Origin of the sequence: Sulfitobacter mediterraneus (assembly GCF_003054325.1) — a bacterium.
In the GTDB taxonomy this organism is placed as follows: domain Bacteria; phylum Pseudomonadota; class Alphaproteobacteria; order Rhodobacterales; family Rhodobacteraceae; genus Sulfitobacter; species Sulfitobacter mediterraneus.
On sequence record NZ_QBKU01000003.1, the window covers coordinates 121,339 to 139,340 of the forward strand.

Annotated in this window: 16 protein-coding genes and 1 tRNA gene; 12 read left to right on the forward strand and 5 right to left on the reverse strand. The window is 58.9% G+C overall.

Going from position 1 to position 18,002, the window contains the following annotated elements; genetic code table 11:
• Nucleotides 1-124: 124 nt before the first annotated feature.
• The 3 genes from C8N31_RS05780 to choV all read left to right on the forward strand — a co-directional run bounded on the left by C8N31_RS05780 (nt 125) and on the right by choV (nt 2,979).
• Nucleotides 125-1,048, forward strand: coding sequence for a choline ABC transporter substrate-binding protein (locus tag C8N31_RS05780; RefSeq protein WP_025048407.1), 924 nt, complete (start codon nt 125-127; stop codon nt 1,046-1,048).
• Nucleotides 1,049-1,132: 84 nt separating this feature from the next.
• Entirely contained in the window at nt 1,133-1,966 is an 834-nt protein-coding gene (choW, locus tag C8N31_RS05785; RefSeq protein WP_025048406.1) for a choline ABC transporter permease subunit, read from the forward strand.
• The gene (gene choV / locus C8N31_RS05790; protein WP_025048405.1) at nt 1,963-2,979 is read left to right on the forward strand and encodes a choline ABC transporter ATP-binding protein; all 1,017 of its coding nucleotides are present in this window, start codon (nt 1,963-1,965) and stop codon (nt 2,977-2,979) included. The genes choW and choV overlap by 4 nt, the downstream gene beginning before the upstream one ends.
• A gap of 106 nt (nt 2,980-3,085) precedes the next feature.
• On the opposite strand, the gene C8N31_RS05795 is transcribed toward choV, so the two are convergent.
• A tRNA-Thr gene (locus C8N31_RS05795) sits at nt 3,086-3,161 on the reverse strand.
• A 256-nt stretch (nt 3,162-3,417) separates the two neighbouring features.
• Here C8N31_RS05795 and C8N31_RS05800 point away from each other — a divergent pair.
• A complete protein-coding gene (locus C8N31_RS05800) occupies nt 3,418-4,293 on the forward strand; it encodes a hypothetical protein (RefSeq protein WP_025048404.1) in 876 nt (291 codons plus the stop codon).
• Between the two features lie 176 nt (nt 4,294-4,469).
• Here C8N31_RS05800 and C8N31_RS05805 read toward each other — a convergent pair whose 3' ends face one another.
• Nucleotides 4,470-6,005, reverse strand: coding sequence for a trimethylamine methyltransferase family protein (locus tag C8N31_RS05805; protein WP_037918409.1), 1,536 nt, complete (start codon nt 6,003-6,005; stop codon nt 4,470-4,472).
• Between the two features lie 216 nt (nt 6,006-6,221).
• Between C8N31_RS05805 and C8N31_RS05810 the strand changes: the two genes are divergently transcribed.
• The 8 genes from C8N31_RS05810 (at nt 6,222) to kynU (ending at nt 15,396) form a co-directional block, all read left to right on the forward strand.
• Complete coding sequence (locus tag C8N31_RS05810; protein WP_025048402.1) at nt 6,222-8,513, forward strand: bifunctional salicylyl-CoA 5-hydroxylase/oxidoreductase; 2,292 nt, start codon at nt 6,222-6,224, stop codon at nt 8,511-8,513.
• The gene (locus tag C8N31_RS05815; protein WP_025048401.1) at nt 8,510-9,229 is read left to right on the forward strand and encodes an SDR family NAD(P)-dependent oxidoreductase; all 720 of its coding nucleotides are present in this window, start codon (nt 8,510-8,512) and stop codon (nt 9,227-9,229) included. Before C8N31_RS05810 ends, C8N31_RS05815 begins: the two co-directional genes overlap by 4 nt.
• Nucleotides 9,226-9,705, forward strand: a complete 480-nt coding sequence (locus C8N31_RS05820) for a MarR family winged helix-turn-helix transcriptional regulator (RefSeq protein WP_025048400.1) — start codon at nt 9,226-9,228, stop codon at nt 9,703-9,705. The genes C8N31_RS05815 and C8N31_RS05820 overlap by 4 nt, the downstream gene beginning before the upstream one ends.
• On the forward strand, nt 9,695-10,495 hold the full coding sequence (locus tag C8N31_RS05825; RefSeq protein WP_025048399.1) for an enoyl-CoA hydratase family protein: 801 nt from the start codon (nt 9,695-9,697) through the stop codon (nt 10,493-10,495). Before C8N31_RS05820 ends, C8N31_RS05825 begins: the two co-directional genes overlap by 11 nt.
• A 116-nt stretch (nt 10,496-10,611) precedes the next feature.
• A complete protein-coding gene (locus C8N31_RS05830) occupies nt 10,612-11,760 on the forward strand; it encodes an acyl-CoA dehydrogenase family protein (protein ID WP_025048398.1) in 1,149 nt (382 codons plus the stop codon).
• 1 nt (nt 11,761) lies between these two features.
• Nucleotides 11,762-13,381 carry an AMP-binding protein gene (locus tag C8N31_RS05835; protein ID WP_025048397.1) on the forward strand — a complete coding sequence of 540 codons (1,620 nt, stop codon included), beginning with the start codon at nt 11,762-11,764 and terminating at the stop codon, nt 13,379-13,381.
• Nucleotides 13,378-14,205, forward strand: coding sequence for a tryptophan 2,3-dioxygenase (locus C8N31_RS05840; RefSeq protein ID WP_025048396.1), 828 nt, complete (start codon nt 13,378-13,380; stop codon nt 14,203-14,205). Before C8N31_RS05835 ends, C8N31_RS05840 begins: the two co-directional genes overlap by 4 nt.
• A complete protein-coding gene (gene kynU / locus C8N31_RS05845; RefSeq protein WP_025048395.1) occupies nt 14,206-15,396 on the forward strand; it encodes a kynureninase in 1,191 nt (396 codons plus the stop codon).
• A gap of 86 nt (nt 15,397-15,482) precedes the next feature.
• On the opposite strand, the gene pcaG is transcribed toward kynU, so the two are convergent.
• Genes pcaG through pobA form a run of 3 tightly spaced genes read right to left on the reverse strand, consistent with a single transcriptional unit; the run spans nt 15,483 to nt 17,982 of the window.
• Nucleotides 15,483-16,073: a protocatechuate 3,4-dioxygenase subunit alpha gene (gene pcaG, locus C8N31_RS05850; RefSeq protein ID WP_025048394.1), complete on the reverse strand. Its 591-nt coding sequence runs from the start codon at nt 16,071-16,073 to the stop codon at nt 15,483-15,485.
• Nucleotides 16,073-16,813 (reverse strand): protocatechuate 3,4-dioxygenase subunit beta, encoded by a 741-nt coding sequence (gene pcaH / locus C8N31_RS05855; RefSeq protein WP_025048393.1) that lies wholly within the window; start codon nt 16,811-16,813, stop codon nt 16,073-16,075. The genes pcaG and pcaH overlap by 1 nt, the downstream gene beginning before the upstream one ends.
• Nucleotides 16,813-17,982, reverse strand: coding sequence for a 4-hydroxybenzoate 3-monooxygenase (gene pobA, locus C8N31_RS05860; protein WP_025048392.1), 1,170 nt, complete (start codon nt 17,980-17,982; stop codon nt 16,813-16,815). The genes pcaH and pobA overlap by 1 nt, the downstream gene beginning before the upstream one ends.
• Nucleotides 17,983-18,002 lie beyond the last annotated feature (20 nt).

The window sequence follows — 18,002 nt, forward strand, 5'->3', positions numbered from 1 at the left end:
CGCAAGCGCAGTGCGATTTGCCGCTCCCCCCTGCGTTAGGGGATAAATCATGTTGCATTGTCTGGTCAGTTGCCTTTTTATTGGCCCATCAATCAATAAAAATCCTCTGGGAGTGATCTGAACCATGAAAACCTTGCTTGCGACAACCGCATTGGCGCTGACCATCGGCACGTCCGTGGCCGCTGCCTCTTGTGACAAAGTCACCTTTTCAGATGTGGGCTGGACCGACATCACAGCCACCACCGCAGCAGCCAGCGTTGTGCTGGACGCATTGGGCTATGACACCGAAACCAAGATCCTGTCGGTGCCAGTGACCTATACCTCTATGGCGGCAGGCGACATCGACGTCTTCCTTGGCAACTGGATGCCGACAATGGAGGCTGACATCGCGCCTTACCGCGAGGCTGGCACTGTCGACACTGTCCGCGCCAACCTGCAAGGCGCAAAATACACATTGGCCGTGAACAAGGCTGCCGCCGACATGGGCATCACATCCTTTGACACCATCGCCGGCAAGGGCGAAGCGTTGGATGGCAAGATTTACGGCATCGAAGCGGGCAATGACGGCAACCGACTGATCCAGTCAATGATCGATGACAACGCCTTTGGCCTGAAGGACTTTGAAGTGGTCGAATCCTCCGAACAGGGGATGCTGGCACAGGTGGCCCGCGCCAACCGCAAGGGCGATCCGGTTGTCTTCCTCGGTTGGGAGCCACATCCGATGAACGCAAACTTTGATCTGACCTACCTTGAAGGCGGCGATGATTTCTTTGGCCCTGATCTGGGCGGCGCAACTGTCTACACCAACACCCGCGCCGGTTACGCCGCAGAATGCCCGAACGTCGGCAAACTGCTGGGCAACATGGAATTCACGCTTGCCATGGAAAACGAAATCATGGGCGCAATCCTGGATGACGGCAAAGACCCCGAAGAGGCCGCGACCGATTGGCTCAAGGCCAATGCATCGGTGCTGGACGGCTGGCTGGCCGGTGTCACAACCATGGACGGCGGCGACGCGATGATGGCGGCCAAAGACGCGCTGAAGTAAATTCGGCCTAAAATCGAAAGATGCCCGTTCTGATCACAGGACGGGCATCTTTTTTGAATACACAACGGTTTGGCGGGGGACGCAATGGACTGGCTGACAGAAAACAAAGTGCCGATTGACGATGTTGCAGAGGCAATGTTCGAATGGCTGCAAATCAATGGCGCGTGGTTCTTTGACGGGTTGGCCCTGCTCATGGAACAACTGATCGATGCGATCCTCTGGGTGCTGCAAACACCGCATCCGCTGATCATTATTGCCCTGTTCGCCGCGCTCACATGGGTGATCCAACGCAACTGGAAAACCGTGATCTTTGTTGTGCTGGGTTTCCTGTTTATCCTCAATCAGGACTACTGGGAGGAAACCACCGAAAGCCTGACGCTGGTCCTGTCGGCCTGTGTGGTCTGTATGGGTGTTGGCGTGCCGATTGGCATCGCAGCGGCGCACCGGCCCAAGCTGTACCGGTTCATGCGTCCGGTGTTGGACTTGATGCAAACCCTGCCAACCTTTGTGTATCTTATCCCCGCGATTGTGTTTTTCGGCATCGGCATGGTGCCGGGCCTGATCGCCACGGTGATCTTTGTGCTGCCCGCCCCGATCCGCCTGACGCAACTTGGCATTTCCTCCACCCCCAAGGCGCTGCTGGAAGCCGCCGAAGCCTTTGGCGCCAAGCCAAGCCAGACCCTGTGGAAGATTGAGCTGCCCTATGCGCTGCCGCAGATCATGACAGGGCTCAACCAAACGATCATGCTGTCGCTGTCGATGGTGGTGATTGCCGCGCTGGTCGGTGCAGACGGGCTGGGCGTGCCGGTTGTGCGGGCGCTCAATCAGGTGAACACCGGCCTCGGCTTTGAAAGCGGGCTGATCATTGTGGTGGTGGCCATCATGCTGGATCGAATGTTGCGGGTGGGCGGAAAATGACCAAAGCTGTTGAATTTAATAACGTTTCCATCGTCTTTGGCGAAAAGCCGGACAAGGCGTTGCCATTGATGGACGCTGGTCAGAGCCGCGCCGAGATCGAAGCGGCCACCGGGCAAGTTCTGGGCGTGCACGATTGTTCCTTTGAGGTCGAAGAGGGCGAGATCCTCGTGCTGATGGGCCTGTCGGGCTCGGGCAAATCGACACTTTTGCGGGCGGTGAACGGTCTGAACCCCGTGGTGCGCGGCAATGTTACGGTCAACGACGGCGCGTGGTCTTGCGACGTGCAGGGCTGCTCCCCCGCTGATCTGCGCCGGGTGCGCCGCGAATGCGTATCCATGGTGTTTCAGCAATTCGGCCTGCTGCCATGGCGCAGCGTGCGCGACAACGTGGCACTGGCGCTGGAACTGTCCGATGTGCCCAAAAAAGAACGCCTCGAACGGGCCGACAAACAGCTTGCACTCGTTGGCCTGTCCGATTGGGCGGACCGCAAAGTGGGCGAATTGTCGGGCGGCATGCAACAACGTGTCGGCCTCGCGCGCGCCTTTGTCACCGAAGCACCGATCCTGCTGATGGATGAGCCGTTCTCGGCCCTTGACCCCTTGATCCGGACCCGGCTTCAAGACGAATTGCTGGACCTGCAACGCGACCTGAAACGCACGATCATCTTTGTCAGCCACGATCTGGACGAGGCGTTCAAGCTGGGCGGCCGCATCGCAATCATGGAAGGCGGCCGCATCGTGCAACTCGGCACCCCGCGCGAAATTTTCTCAAACCCCGCATCGGAATATGTGGCGGATTTTGTTGCCAACATGAACCCGCTGGGGGTTCTGACCGCACGCGATGTGATGGGGGCAGAGGCCGGATCAGCATCCGCCGAAGTCTCAGCCGAAACACCCGTGGCCGAGCTGATAGATCAACTCAGTGGCGCAGAGACCGCCCTGAACGTGACGGACGACACAGGCACCGTCGGCACCGTCACCGCACAAAGCATCGTCGAGCGGCTCAAGGGTTAGCCTTGCGGGGCAAAAACCACGCGCCTTGGCCAAAAAGGCCAAGGCAGACAATACGATAGCTGTGATCAGGTCACGCTTGGCATGCTTTGACATGTTGAGAAAGAAATGGTGCCCCCACACGGACTCGAACCGCGGACCTATTGATTACAAATCAATTGCTCTACCAGCTGAGCTATAGGGGCAGACATCAAAGATGTCAGTGCTATCTGGCGTGTGTCACCGCGTAGCGTGGGCGTTCTTTAAAAGATGATTTGGGGGGATGCAAGACATTCTCTTGAGCAAAAGTCAGGAAATTTCACTTCACCCTTTTGGGGCGTTGTTGGTCGCAGTACAGCTGAAGATTGCAATGGCCCACAGGCGCAGTCAGATTGGCATTTTACACAAGCCCTTCAACGCTGTATTCAACGTTCCACAGCAATAAAAATTGAGCGGTTGATCATGCAATTGATCTTGCACACAGGTGCGCATTTCACAGAGCAAGAGCGATTGATGAAATCGCTGCTGCGTAACAAGGGTGAATTTGGCCAACGCGGGATCGCTGTGCCGGGGCCGAACAGCTATCGCGGACTGATCCGCGACACGTTGAACGCGATGCACCGCACGCCGGCTTCCGCTGAGGCACGTGAAGTGCTGCTGGATGTCATCCTCGACGGCAGCAAAGCAGACCGGGTGATCCTGTCCGACCCCAACTTTTTCCGCACGCCCGCTACGGCGGTGCGCAAAGGCCAGCTTTACCCCGCAGCCGCGCGGCGCATGCGGTTTATGGCCGAACTGTTCCCCGACGATGACCTCGAGATTTTTCTGGCGATCCGCAACCCGGCCGCGCTTTTGCCGATCCTGCACGGCAAGGCGGACAAGAAAGATCCGGACGCATTTTGGGGCCCGCACGACCCGTTGGATGTTCGGTGGTCCGAAACAATCGAAGACATCAAGGAAGCGGTGCCACATGTGCCGATCACCATCTGGTGCAACGAGGATATGCCGCTGATTTGGTCGCAGATTATCCGCGAGATGGCCGGTTTTGAGCCCCATGAAAAGGTCGCGGGCGGGTTTGACCTGCTGGCGTCGATCATGAGCAAGGAAGGTATGCAAAGGTTCCGCGCTTATCTTGATGGCCATCCCGATCTGACCGAAATTCAGAAACGCCGGGTGATCGCCGCCTTCCTCGACAAATTCGCGCTCGAAGATGAGATCGAAGAAGAGCTGGACATGGAAGGCTGGACCGAAGAACTGGTCAACGAAATGACCGATCTTTACGACGAAGATGTTCTGGCCATTCAGCGCATTCCGGGCGTGTCACTGATTACGCCCTAAACTTTCTGCACGATCACCGCGCCTCGCAGACACCCGGGGCCTTGCCCCGGACCCCAGAGGTTTAAGGGCCAAATGAAGAAAAAGTGTGTCCTTCTCTTCATTTGGCCAGAAAAACCTCCGGGGGGAGCGCCGCGCAGCGGCGGTGGGGGCTGGCCCCCTTATGCGTTGAGGGGGGCTTAACCTTCGGTGGGCGGGGCGCCGCCCGCTTTGGTGCCCTTATCGACAAACGCTTTCAATTTATCGGCCATACTGGCGGCACTTGGTGGCGGGGCGAAGTCTCGCAAAATGCCTTGCCAGACATCTACCGCCCGCTCGGTCGAGGTTTTTGATCCTGCTTCGACCCAAGCCCCGTGATTGCTCAGATCTGCCACCACCGGCGCGTAAAAGGCGTCGCGGTAGCGGTCCATGGTGTGTTGGGTGGCAAAGAAATGCCCGCCGGGGTCCACATCAGCCAAGGCATCCCAGCCCAGGCTAGCCTGATCTTCGGGGGTTGGCATCGCCATTTCGGCCAGTTGTTGTACGGCTTCCATATCGTTGATGAACTTTTCAAAGCCAAAGCTGAGCCCGCCTTCGAGCCAGCCTGCCGAATGCACCGTCAGCGTTGCGTTGGCTTGCAGTGCTGCCCAGAGCCCCATGTGGTTCTCACCGGCCCCCTGCGCATCAGAAGTATTGGACGCCGAACCTGCCGCCGACCGCCAGGGCAACCCGATGTGGCGCGCCAGTTGGCCAGAACCGATGGTCAGCTTCATATGCGAAGGTGTGCCAAAGGCAGGCGATCCCGATTTCATATCAACGTTGGAAGCAAAGCCGCCGTAGGTCACTGGCGCGCCGGGTGCGGTGAGCTGCGACAGGGTGATTGCCGCCAAAGCTTCGGCATGTTGCAGCACCAGTGCACCGGCCACTGTGATGGGGGCCATTGCCCCTGCCAGACAGAAAGGGGTGATGATGGTCATCTGGCCGGCGCGGGCCATTTCGATGATACCTTCGGCCATCGGCACGTCGATCTGACGGGGCGAATTGGTGTTGATGATGGAGTAGGACCACGATCCATTGCGCAGCTCGTCATCAGACAACCCATGCCCCAGCGCGATCATTTCAAGGCTCTGCGAGATCTGCTTTTTCCCGCGGGCATAGATGAAGGTTGGCTTGTCGCTGATGCTCAGCTGCGCTTGCATCATGGCGTAGTGGCGCAGATGCGGCGGCACATCTTGCGGCTCTGCTGAAGGGCCGAGAATATGAATGGCATCAAAGCTTTGCACCAGTTTGAGTGTTTCCTCAAAGGTCTGCAGACACCCCGCCTGACGTCCGCGCACCGCATCAATGGTATTGGGGCAACCGGCCCCCGCTGAAAACAGCATCGCGCCCGGCTCAAACCATTGTTCGCGGTCCGGATTGGGCCCGCGCAACCGGATGGAGCTGGGCGCAGTGGCAAGGGCCGCCGCGACAAGTTCCGGCCCGATCCGTACCATTTGACTGCTGTCATCGACGAGTGCGCCCGCATCACCAAACAGTTTCCGCGCCTCGGGCAGCAGGATTTTCATCCCCAGTTCCGACAAGGCCCTGAGCGCCATCTGGTGCATGTTGGCAATTGCGTCATCCGAAAAAACCCTTTGAGGTTCAAAGGGATGGCGCATCTGGCGGTAAGCGCGGCTGCGCGGCGGGGTGCTGGTGTCAGGGGCTTGGCGGGCGCGGCGACCTGTGCGGAGGCTCATCATTTTTCCTTTCGTGTTGGCACCACCGTTGCATCCCGCATCGCACCTTGTCGCGTCTTATGTCCGACAAAACAGGTCGCTTTCAACGCGAGGTGGCCGGAAAAATGGCCCGGCAAGGCGCAAGGTAAAATTATTTTATATCTAAAATATTTTTACTTGAAGCAAATCCCGACTCACCATACCTTTCCCGCAAATGGACATCTGAGGGAGAGGCTGATGCGTGCAATCTGTTTGGGCGGCGGGCCTGCGGGGCTCTATTTCGCAATCTCGTTGAAACTGCGCCAACCGGACGCGGATGTGACTGTGCTTGAGCGGAACAAGCCCGACGACACCTTTGGGTGGGGCGTGGTTCTGTCGGATGAAACGCTTGATAATCTGGAGGTGAATGATCCGGTCTCGGCAGCTGTGATCCGCAGCCATTTTGCCTACTGGGATGATGTGGCGCTGATCTACAAGGATCAAAAGACCGTCAGCTCCGGCCACGGGTTCTGCGGTATCGGGCGGATGCGCCTGTTGCAAATCTTGCAAGACCGTGCGCGTGATTTGGGCGTGAACCTGCAGTTCGAGACCGAAGTGCATGCCGCCTCGCATTACATGGATGAGTATGATCTGGTGGTGGCCTGTGACGGGCTCAACTCCAAGACCCGGTTGGAATTTCAAGAGACCTTTCAACCCGATATCGACGTGCGCAAATGCCAGTTTATCTGGCTCGGAACCCATCAGAAATTTGATGACGCTTTCACCTTTATCTTTGAAAAGACAGACAAGGGCTGGATTTGGGTGCATGCCTATCAATTCGACGATGAGACCGCGACCTTCATCGTTGAATGCAATCAAGACACCTTTGATGCCTATGGCTTTGGCGAGAAGACCCAAGAAGAAACCATCGCCATCTGTGAAGAGATCTTTAAGGACCATCTGGGCGGCCATGCCTTGATGACCAACGCCAAGCACATCCGTGGCTCCGCCTGGATACAATTCCCCCGCGTGCTCTGCGAAAAATGGAGCCACAAGAACGTGGTTCTACTGGGCGATGCTTCGGCCACTGCGCATTTCTCCATCGGGTCAGGCAGCAAGCTGGCAATGGAATCGGCGATTTCTCTGGCCGATCATGTGACCGCAGAGAGCGATATCGAGGTCGCCTTTCAGAAGTACGAAGACGCCCGCCGTCTGGAAGTACTTCGCCTGCAATCTGCTGCGCGTAACTCATTGGAATGGTTCGAGGATGTGGAGCGGTATCTTGATCTTGATCCGGTGCAGTTGAACTATTCCATGCTCACCCGCAGCCAGCGGATCAGCCATGAAAACCTGCGCGAGCGGGATGCAAAATGGCTCGAAGGGGCGGAACGTTGGTTCATGGAACAAGCCGGTGCCGGGGCCAACGGCCCGGTGCGTGCGCCGATGTTTGCCCCGTTCCAGCTGCGCGATATGAAGCTGGAGAACCGTGTCGTGGTCTCGCCCATGGCGCAATACAAGGCCGTGGACGGCTGCCCGACCGATTGGCATCTGATCCATTATGGTGAACGGGCCAAAGGCGGCGCGGCGCTGGTTTACACGGAAATGACCTGTGTGTCTCCCAAAGGGCGGATCACGCCAGGCTGTCCGGGTCTTTACGCGCCTGAGCATGAGGCGGCATGGAAACGGCTGGTGGATTTCACCCATGCCGAGACCGACGCGAAAATCTGCTGTCAGATCGGCCATGCGGGGCGCAAAGGCTCCACCCGGATCGGTTGGGAAGGCATGGACAAACCGCTGGCCTCGGGCAACTGGGATCTAGTGTCAGCCTCCGCAATTCCGTGGTCGGACGAGAATGCGGTGCCCCGTGCCGCAACCCGCGCGGATATGGATCAGGTCCGGGATGAGTTTGTAAGCGCTGCCGAAATGGCGGATCGGGCTGGCTTTGACATGATCGAACTGCATGCCGCGCATGGCTATCTGATCTCGTCCTTCATCTCGCCCCTGTCCAACAGCCGCACCGACGAATATGGCGGCCCTCTGGAAAACCGGATGCGCTATCCGCTTGAGGTTTTCAACGCCATGCGGGCGGTCTGGCCGGAGAGCAAGCCGATGTCGGTGCGTATCTCGGCCAGCGACTGGGCCGGTGATGATGGCGTGACCCCCGAAGAAGCCGTTGAGATTGCCAAGATGTTCGAGGCCGCAGGCGCAGACATCATTGATGTCTCCGCAGGCCAGACCAGCACCGAAGGCCAGCCGGTCTATGGCCGGATGTTCCAGACACCGTTCTCGGACCGTATCCGCAACGATGGCGGCATCAAAACGATGGCGGTGGGCAATATCTATGAACCTGACCATGTCAATTCCATCCTGATGGCGGGCCGCGCTGATCTGGTCTGCCTTGCGCGGCCACATCTGGCCGACCCCTATTGGACCTTGCATGCAGCAACCGAAATTGGCGATCGTCATGCCAAATGGCCGCTGCCCTATGAGGCGGGCCGGGATCAGGCATGGCGGTTGGCGGACCGTGCCGCAGAGATGGAGAAAGTATGAGACGCATCTTAATCACGGGTGGCGGATCAGGCATTGGCCGCGCCATTGCACAGCACTACGCCGATCAAGGGGATGACGTGACCATCGCCGGGCGGCGCATGGACGCGCTTGCGGAAACCGATGGCGGGCGCGGGATGACCTGCAAACAGGTTGATGTGACGGATGAAACCTCGGTCAAAGCACTGTTCGATAAGCCTTATGATGTGGTGATCGCCAATGCGGGTGCTGGCACGGCGATGCGCGTTGCCGACATGCCACTGGAGGTTTGGCAAAGCACGCTTGCGGTCAATCTGACTGGGGTGTTCCTGACCTTCCGCGAGGCGCTTAATGGAATGACAGCGGGCGGGCGGCTGATTGCCATCGCCTCCACAGCCAGCCTCAAGGGCGGGGCCAATATTGCGTCTTACGCGGCAGCCAAACACGGTGTTCTTGGGTTGGTGCGGTCCTTGGCCGTGGAACTGGCCCGCGAGGGTATCACCTGCAACGCGGTCTGCCCGGGATTTGTCGATACCGATATGGGGCAGGCTGCGGTCACAGGGGTGATGGAACGCATGAACATCCCGCGCGAAAAGGCCGAGAAAATGGTGGTGGGCGGCAACCCGATGCGCCGGATGATCAATACAGATGAAGTGGTCGCTGCGGTACAATTCCTGGCATCCCCCGAGGCGTCGATGGTCAACGGTCACGCATTAAGCGTTTCGGGCGGGGAAATATGACCGCCGCAAAAGATCGTGTGCGTCTCTGGCTGCGGCTGCTGAAAGTGGTGCGCGGGATCGAACATCAACTGCGCGACAACCTGCGCCGCGACTACAACACCACGCTGCCGCGCTTTGACGTGATGTCAGCCCTGTCGCGCCATCCCGAAGGCCTGAAGATGAGCCAGCTGTCGGGCGTGCTGCGGGTCTCCAATGGCAATGTCACGGGCATTGCCGACCGGCTGAGCGATGAGGGGTTTGTGGAGCGCATCGCCGTACCGGGCGACCGCCGCGCCACCCGCCTGCGCCTGACCCGCGAGGGGGAGGCGGAATTTGCCCGCCAGGCATTGTCTCACGAAAAATGGGTGGATCTTATGCTAACGGATGTGACCCCCGAAGACGCCCGCGCCATGGCTGCGCGACTGCAAGCCTTTGCCGATGCGGCGGACCGGGCAGATATGGAAATGAACAAAAAGGAACCTGAGAATGCGCAGTGATGTGAAACATTTTCTTTGTGATATCAAAGACGGCATCGCCACGGTGCGGCTCGACCGGCCTGACCGGAAGAACCCGCTGACCTTCGACAGCTACGCCGAATTGCGCGACTGGTTCCGCGATCTGGTCTATGCCGACGACGTGGATATCGTGATCTTTGGCTCAAACGGCGGCAACTTCAGCTCGGGCGGCGATGTGCATGATATCATTGGGCCTTTGACCCGCATGAATATGAAGGAACTGCTGCAGTTCACCCGTATGACCGGCGATCTGGTCAAGGCAATTGTGAACTGCGGCAAGCCGGTGATTGCGGTGGTGGACGGCATCTGTGTGGGGGCCGGCGCGATCATTGCGATGGCGTCCGATCTGCGGCTGGCGACGCCCGAGGCCAAAACGGCGTTTCTGTTCACCCGTGTCGGCCTTGCGGGCTGTGACATGGGGGCTTGTGCGATCCTGCCCCGCATCATCGGCCAGACCCGCGCGGCAGAGCTGCTTTATACAGGGCGGTCGATGTCAGCAGAAGAAGGCGAACGCTGGGGCTTTTTCAACCGTTTGGTGGATGGCACCGATCTGGACGCTGAGGCGCTGGCCTTTGCCAAGAAGATCCAGGCCGGGCCGAACTTTGCCCATATGATGACCAAGACGATGCTGGCGCAGGAATGGTCGATGTCGATTGAGCAAGCGATTGAAGCCGAGGCGCAGGCGCAGGCGATTTGCATGCAGACCGGCGATTTTGAGCGGGCCTATAAGGCCTTTGTCGCCAAGGAACGGCCCGTGTTCGAAGGCGATTGAGCCTCACATCGACAAGCGACACTTTGGGGGCCAGCCCCCAAACAAAGCTACATTGGGGGCCAGCCCCCAAACCCCCGGAGATATTTCGGGCCAAAAAGGGAAGAGGGAGGAGCGCAATGCCGGATCGTAGTTTTCTGACATGGCCGTTTTTTGAGGACCACCATCGGGAACTGGCCGCGGCGCTGGACGCTTGGGCACAGCAGAACCTTGGGGCGGTGGATCACAGCGATACCGATGCCGCCTGCCGTGACCTGGTGGCAATGCTGGGGCAGGGCGGTTGGCTGCGTCATTCGGGGGCAGAGGCGGGCGAGAGCCTTGATGTGCGGTCGCTGTGCCTGATCCGCGAGACCTTGGCACGATATGACGGGTTGGCGGATTTTTCCTTTGCGATGCAGGGGCTTGGCACTGGCGCGATCTCGCTCTTTGGTAATGCAGAGCAGCAGGCAGACTGGCTGCCCAAGACCCGCAGCGGGGCGGCGATATCGGCCTTTGCCTTGACCGAACCACAATCCGGATCGGATGTGGCCAATTCCACCATGACGGCCGAGGCGGATGGCAATGGTTTTGTCCTGAACGGGCGCAAAACCTGGATTTCCAATGGCGGAATTGCCGATGTTTACACAGTCTTTGCCCGCACCGGAGAGGCACCGGGGGCCAAGGGGCTTTCGGCCTTTGTGGTACCAGCGGATACGCCGGGGTTAAAGATCGAAGCGCGGCTTGAGGTGATGGCGCCGCATCCTTTGGCGACCTTGCATTTTGACGATGTGAAACTGCCCGGATCGGCCCTGTTGGGCGAGCGTGGCAAAGGCTTTGCCATCGCGATGTCGGTGTTGGATGTGTTTCGCTCCACCGTGGCGGCGGCGGCGCTGGGATTTGCGCGGCGGGCGCTGGATGAGGCGTTGGAGCGGGTCAGCACCCGCCATGTTCAGGGTGCGCCCTTGGCGGATTTGCAGCTGGTGCAGGGGCATATCGCTGATATGGCGGTGGATGTGGATGCCTCGGCCTTGCTGATCTATCGCGCCGCTTGGGCCAAGGACAGCGGCGCGGCACGGGTCACCCGCGAGGCCGCGATGGCCAAGCTGTTTGCCACAGATCATGCGCAACAAGTAATTGATAAGGCTGTGCAATTGCACGGGGGCGACGGCGTGCGCCATGGCGAAACCGTTGAACGGCTTTACCGCGAGATCCGCGCCTTGCGCATCTATGAAGGTGCATCGGATGTGCAGCGGGTGGTGATTGCACGCCAAACATTGGGAGGACGCTGAGATGCTTGGGCCAACCGGACACAGCGACAGCTATTGCCGCGATAACCTGCCGGATCAGGCGCTTTGGCCGGATCTGTTGCTGGAGGGGTTTGACTATCCAGATCAGCTGAACGTCGGGGTCGAGTTGACCGACGCGATGGTGGTCAAAGGTTTTGGCGATCACACGGCGTTGATCGGCAATGGCCGGCGCCGCACCTACAAGGAACTCAGCGATTGGACCAACCGTCTGGCCCGCGCCATGGTTGAGGATCTGGGCGTCAAACCGGGGAACCGGGTGTTGATCCGCTCTGCCAACAATCCGGCCATGGTGGCGTGCTGGCTGGCGGCGACCAAAGCGGGGGCGGTGGTGGTCAACACCATGCCAATGCTGCGGGCCGGGGAACTGGGCGCGATTGTCGACAAGGCGGAGATCACCCATGCCCTGTGTGACACGCGGTTGATGGATGAGATGGCAAGCTGTGCCAAGGCGTCAAAATTCCTCAAGACGGTGGTCGGTTTTGACGGGACCAGCAACCATGACGCTGAATTGGACAGGTTGGCGCTGGAAAAGCCAGTGCATTTTGACGCGGTGCCAACGGCGCAAGATGACGTGGCATTGCTCGGCTTTACCTCTGGCACCACGGGCGATCCCAAGGCGACGATGCATTTTCACCGTGATTTGCTGATTATCGCAGATGGCTACGCCAAAGAGGTGCTGCAGGTCACGCCAGAAGATGTCTTTGTCGGATCGCCGCCTCTTGCCTTCACCTTTGGGCTGGGTGGTTTGGCGATCTTTCCACTGCGCTTTGGCGCGGCAGCGACATTGTTGGAAACCGCAAGCCCGCCAAACATGATTGAAATCATTGAGAAGTTCAAAGCAACGGTATGTTTCACCGCGCCCACGGCTTACCGCGCGATGTTGCAGGCGATGGAGGAAGGCGCGGATCTGTCTTCCCTGCGTGCCGCAGTGAGTGCTGGTGAAACGCTGCCCGCGCCTGTCTATCACGACTGGATGGAAAAGACCGGCAAGCCGATGCTGGACGGGATCGGCGCGACCGAGATGTTGCATATCTTCATCTCCAACCGTTTTGATGATCACAAGGCGGCCTGCACGGGCAAGCCGGTTGGCGGCTATCAGGTTCGGATCATTGACGAAAACGGCGATGATGTGCCGCGCGATGAGGTTGGCAAGCTGGCGGTGCGCGGGCCAACGGGCTGCCGGTATCTGGCCGATGATCGCCAAAAAACCTATGTGCGGGACGGTTGGAACATCACTGGCGACAGCTTCATGATGGATGCGGATGGCTATCTGCACTTTGCCGCCCGCAACGACGATATGATCATTTCGGCGGGTTATAACATTGCCGGACCAGAGGTCGAAGCGGCCTTGCTCAGCCATCCCAAGGTCAGTGAATGCGGCGTTGTCGGTGCGGCGGATGAGGCACGGGGCGCAATTGTTCAGGCACATGTGGTCCTGATCGACGGCGCGGTTGGCGATGCGGCATTGGTCAAGGACTTGCAAGACCATGTGAAGGCAATCATCGCACCCTACAAATACCCGCGTGATATCCGGTTTATTGAAGCATTGCCCAAGACCGCGACCGGAAAAATTCAAAGATTTGCACTGAGAGAAGACAAATGAGCACGTTTGACGAGGCCGCAAAAGGCGCCAAAATGAACTTTGCCAAGGACAAGTCCTATGGCGATTATCTGGGGCTGGACAAGATCCTGACTGTAGAGAACCCGCTGGATATGGCCCATGATGGCTTGCTGTTTATCATCCAGCACCAGACGTCCGAGTTGTGGATGAAACTGGCCATTCATGAGCTGACCGAGGCACGCCGCTGTATCGCTCAGGGCCAGTTGCAGCCTGCGTTCAAAATGCTGAGCCGGGTGGCGCGGATCTTTGAACAGCTGAACTCGGCTTGGGATGTGTTGCGGACCATGACGCCCAGCGAATATACGGCATTTCGCCCTTATCTGGGGGCGTCTTCGGGGTTTCAATCCTATCAGTACCGGCTGATCGAGTACCTTTTGGGCAACCGCAACCGCGCCTTGACCAAACTGCATGAACACACGCCGGAACCTCATGCCGCGCTGACCGATGAGCTGGGCAAGATCAGCCTCTATCAGGTGGCGATTGATCTGCTGTGTGATCGTTTGGGCATTCCGTCATTGGCAGGAGAGGCCGAAGGCACCGCATGGGAGGCAAAACCGGAGGTGCAGGATCTGTGGCAGAAGGTCTACGAGGATCCCCAAACCCATTGGGAGCTATATGAGCTGGCGGAAAAGCTGGTGGATCTTGAGGATTACTTCCGCCGCTGGCGGTTTAACCATGTCACCACAGTGGAGCGGGTGATCGGGTTCAAGCGCGGCACAGGCGGCACATCAGGGGTGGCCTACCTGCGCAAAATGCTCGAAGTTGAGCTGTTTCCGGAATTGTGGCACGTCAGAGGAGCGCTGTAAGTGGCTGATGTATTGAGAAAAGACCAGTTTATCCTTCCCGAAGGCGTGATTTATCTGGATGGCAATTCGCTGGGCCCGATGCCCAAATCCGTGCCCGCCCGCGTGGCGGAGGTGATGACGGGCGAATGGGCGCAGATGTTGATCGGTGGCTGGAACAAGGCCGGTTGGATGGCGATGCCCGAACGGGTGGGCGATCAGGTGGGCGCGCTGGTTGGCGCAGATGCGGGATCGGTTGTGATGGGCGATACCCTGTCGGTGAAGGTGTTTCAGGCGCTGGCCTCGGCGGTGAAACTGCGCCCGGAGCGGCGGGTGATCCTCAGTGACACCGGCAATTTCCCGTCTGACCTCTATATGGCGGAGGGTCTGGTTGGCCTGTTGGAGCAAGGCTACGAGCTGCGCACCGTGGCGCCCGAAGAGGTAGCAGATGCGATTGGCAATGACATCGCAGTGGTGATGTTGACGGAGGTCGATTACCGATCTGGCCGAATGCATGACATGAAGGCCATGACCAAGCTGGCCCATGCGGCAGGGGCGGTGATGGTTTGGGATCTGGCCCATTCGGCGGGGGCGATCCCGGTTGATTTGGCCGGATCGAACTGTGAATTTGCGGTCGGCTGCACCTACAAATATCTCAATGGCGGGCCGGGCGCGCCTGCGTTTATCTATGTGCGTCCTGATTTGGCGGACAGTGTTGAACCGGCGCTCAGCGGCTGGCTCGGCCATCGCCAACCCTTTGATTTTGATCTCAATTACACGCCTGCCAAAGGGATTGAGCGGATGCGCGTTGGCACGCCGCCGATCCTCCAGATGGCGGCCCTCGAAGAGGCGATGAAGGTCTGGGACGGTGTTGATATGGGGGATCTGCGGGCGGCGTCGGTGGCCTTGCAGGAACAATTTATCGAAGAGGTTGAGGCGCAGGTGCCACAGCTGGAACTGGCCAGCCCGCGCGATGCAAAAATCCGCGGCTCGCAGGTCTCGTTCCGGTTTGAACATGGCTATGCCGCGATGCAGGCGGTGATTGATCGCGGTGTGATTGGCGATTTCCGTGCGCCCGACATCATGCGCTTTGGCTTTACGCCGCTCTATCTGGACGCGGGCGATGTCAGTGCAGCGGTTGAGATCATCCGCGATGTGATGGCCAACGATCTGTGGGACGATGACAAATACAAAGTGCGCAGCCGCGTGACCTGATTGGTCAAGGAGGGGCAGGTTTTCTGCCCCTCGGGTTCCGGCGCCGCATCTAATGTTGCGCGAACGGGCTGTGTTCTGACCTGCGGTTAGACGTCGAAAAACACAGTCTCTTCAGGGTCTTGCAGGTGGATGTTGAATCGATACACCCCATCTTTTTCTGCCTCGGCGATCAAGGTTTGAACCCGCACGCGATGCTCAATCCGGCCCAGGACCGGGTCGGTCTCCAACGCCGGATCACCCGGAAAATAGACCCGCGTGTGCAGTCCCAGATTGATCCCCCGCGCGACAATCCAAAGGGTGATATGGGGCGCCTGCATCCCGCCCTGCGGCCAGGGGGTTGCCCCCGGTTTTACGGTTTCGAAAGTGAACGCGCCGCTGTCCTGATCGCAGGCACATCGGCCAAATCCGGTGAAATGCGGATCAGCCCCGTCTTGCCCGGCATAGAGCCCGCCCGCATCCGCTTGCCAAGCCTCAACCATCGCATCGCGCAGCGGTGTGCTGGTGCCGTCAAAAATCTGACCCGTGAGTGTGATCCGTTCCCCAGACACATCGCCGGTGATCATCTGTGCACCAAGGTCTTCGTCATAAACCCCTGTGATCCCTGCAAAATTTGGGGTGCAGCCGATATGGACATAGGGGCCAGCGGTCTGGCTTGCGGTTTCTGGCAGATCGCTCATCACAGACCCTCCATCCGGTTTTCAAACATGGTTTGCCGCCGCCCGCGCAGGATGATGTTGAACTCATAAGCGCGGGCATCCATCGGCACGGTCCGGTTCATATCCAGAGGCGCGATCAGCCGTTCAACAGCGGATTTATCCCCGATTGACCCAACAATCGGACAGCGCCAGATCAGCGGATCACCTTCGAAATACATCTGCGTGATCAACCGCTGGGCAAAGCCGGCGCCAAACAGGCTAAAGTGGATGTGCGCAGGTCGCCAGTCGTTCGGGCCATTGGGCCAAGGATAAGGGCCGGGCAGGACCGTGCGAAACTCATATGATCCGTCTTCTCGGGTGATGGTGCGCCCGCAACCGCCAAAGTTGGGATCTAGGGGCGCGATATAGCCTTCTTTCTTGTGCCGATAGCGCCCGCCGGCATTGGCCTGCCACACCTCGATCAATGCACCTGAAACGGGGCGGTCAAACTGATCACGCACCTTGCCATGCACAATAATGCGCGGCCCGATGGCAGAGGCGCCATCTTGGGCAAAATTGTGCAGCAAATCCGCATCCAGCGGGCCAAGCAGGTCATGTCCAAAGACCGGTCCGCTTTCCTCGCCAATGCTGGTGGGAAAGGACAGCGGCGCGGCCTGCGGGCTGCGTTTGACGGAGGTGCGATAGGGCGGATAAAGCGCCACGGGATGATGTCCGGGCTGGCGGGCAGCATAGCCGCCTTGGGGGATCTTTGTATCAGACATCAGTAGGGCAACCCCACGTAATTTTCGGCCATGGCTTTTTGCGCGGCGTCATTGCTGCGCAAGAAATCAAGTTCGGCTTTTTGCATGCGAAGGTCAAACTCCGATTGGTCCGGGAACCGGTGCATCAGCGATGAGAACCACCAGCTGAACCGTTCGGCCTTCCACACCCGTGCCAGCGCTTTTTCGGAATATTGGTCAAGGCCCTCGGGGGTCTTGTCCTGATACCAGGCCTTGAGCCCCTGAAACAGGTAATGCACATCCGAGGCGGCGGTGTTGAGGCCCTTTGCCCCGGTGGGCGGTACGATATGCGCCGCATCCCCGCAGAGGAACAACCGGCCCCAACGCATGGGTTCGGTCACAAAAGACCGCAGCGGCGCGATGGATTTTTCGATCGACGGACCAGTGACCAATTGCGCGGCAATGTCATCCGGCAGGCGGCGCTTGAGTTCGGTCCAAAACGCCTCATCCGACCAGTTTTCAACCGTATCGGCCATGGAGCATTGGATGTAATATCGGCTGAGGTTGGCACTGCGCATGGAACACAAGGCAAAGCCGCGTGGTGAGTTGGCGTAGATCAACTCGTGATTGACGGGCGGTGTTTCCGACAGGATGCCGAGCCAGCCAAAAGGATACACCTTTTCAAACTCTTGCCGTATGCTTTCGGGTATGGTCTGGCGGCTGACCCCATGAAATCCGTCACATCCCGCAACATAGTCACATTCAATGCGGTGCGATTGCCCGCCCTTGTCAAAGCTGACGCTGGGCTGGTCGGTGTCCGCGCCGTTGATCACCACATTGCTGACCTCAAAATGGGTCACCGCGTCAATGCTATCGCGGGCGTCATAAAGATCACGGGTCACTTCGGTTTGCCCGTAAACCATGATGGAATGGCCCGCGTGTCCGGCCAGATCGACGCGGAACATGTCCCCTTCATAAGCAATCAGCGTGCCATCATGGGGAAGACCTTCGGCATGGGCGCGGCTGTCGATCCCGGCTTGTTTCATCAGGTCCAGCATGCCGCGTTCCAGCACCCCGGCGCGGTTACGCGACAGCACGTAATCGCGGGTCTTACGTTCCAGGATCACGGCATCCACACCGATCCCGTGCAGCAATTGCCCCAGCAATAGCCCAGATGGCCCGCCCCCGATGATCACAACCTGATGCCGCATGTCGCCCCCCATTTTCAGGG

Excerpts from the sequence above, each read along its gene's own strand:
- C8N31_RS05780 (WP_025048407.1), top strand. The coding sequence starts at position 125 with ATGAAAACCTTGCTTGCGACAACCGCATTGGCGCTGACCATCGGCACG.
- choW (WP_025048406.1), top strand. The coding sequence starts at position 1,133 with ATGGACTGGCTGACAGAAAACAAAGTGCCGATTGACGATGTTGCAGAG.
- choV (WP_025048405.1), top strand. The coding sequence starts at position 1,963 with ATGACCAAAGCTGTTGAATTTAATAACGTTTCCATCGTCTTTGGCGAA.
- C8N31_RS05800 (WP_025048404.1), top strand. The coding sequence starts at position 3,418 with ATGCAATTGATCTTGCACACAGGTGCGCATTTCACAGAGCAAGAGCGA.
- C8N31_RS05805 (WP_037918409.1), bottom strand. The coding sequence starts at position 6,005 with ATGAGCCTCCGCACAGGTCGCCGCGCCCGCCAAGCCCCTGACACCAGC.
- C8N31_RS05810 (WP_025048402.1), top strand. The coding sequence starts at position 6,222 with ATGCGTGCAATCTGTTTGGGCGGCGGGCCTGCGGGGCTCTATTTCGCA.
- C8N31_RS05815 (WP_025048401.1), top strand. The coding sequence starts at position 8,510 with ATGAGACGCATCTTAATCACGGGTGGCGGATCAGGCATTGGCCGCGCC.
- C8N31_RS05820 (WP_025048400.1), top strand. The coding sequence starts at position 9,226 with ATGACCGCCGCAAAAGATCGTGTGCGTCTCTGGCTGCGGCTGCTGAAA.
- C8N31_RS05825 (WP_025048399.1), top strand. The coding sequence starts at position 9,695 with ATGCGCAGTGATGTGAAACATTTTCTTTGTGATATCAAAGACGGCATC.
- C8N31_RS05830 (WP_025048398.1), top strand. The coding sequence starts at position 10,612 with ATGCCGGATCGTAGTTTTCTGACATGGCCGTTTTTTGAGGACCACCAT.
- C8N31_RS05835 (WP_025048397.1), top strand. The coding sequence starts at position 11,762 with ATGCTTGGGCCAACCGGACACAGCGACAGCTATTGCCGCGATAACCTG.
- C8N31_RS05840 (WP_025048396.1), top strand. The coding sequence starts at position 13,378 with ATGAGCACGTTTGACGAGGCCGCAAAAGGCGCCAAAATGAACTTTGCC.
- pcaG (WP_025048394.1), bottom strand. The coding sequence starts at position 16,073 with ATGAGCGATCTGCCAGAAACCGCAAGCCAGACCGCTGGCCCCTATGTC.
- pcaH (WP_025048393.1), bottom strand. The coding sequence starts at position 16,813 with ATGTCTGATACAAAGATCCCCCAAGGCGGCTATGCTGCCCGCCAGCCC.
- pobA (WP_025048392.1), bottom strand. The coding sequence starts at position 17,982 with ATGCGGCATCAGGTTGTGATCATCGGGGGCGGGCCATCTGGGCTATTG.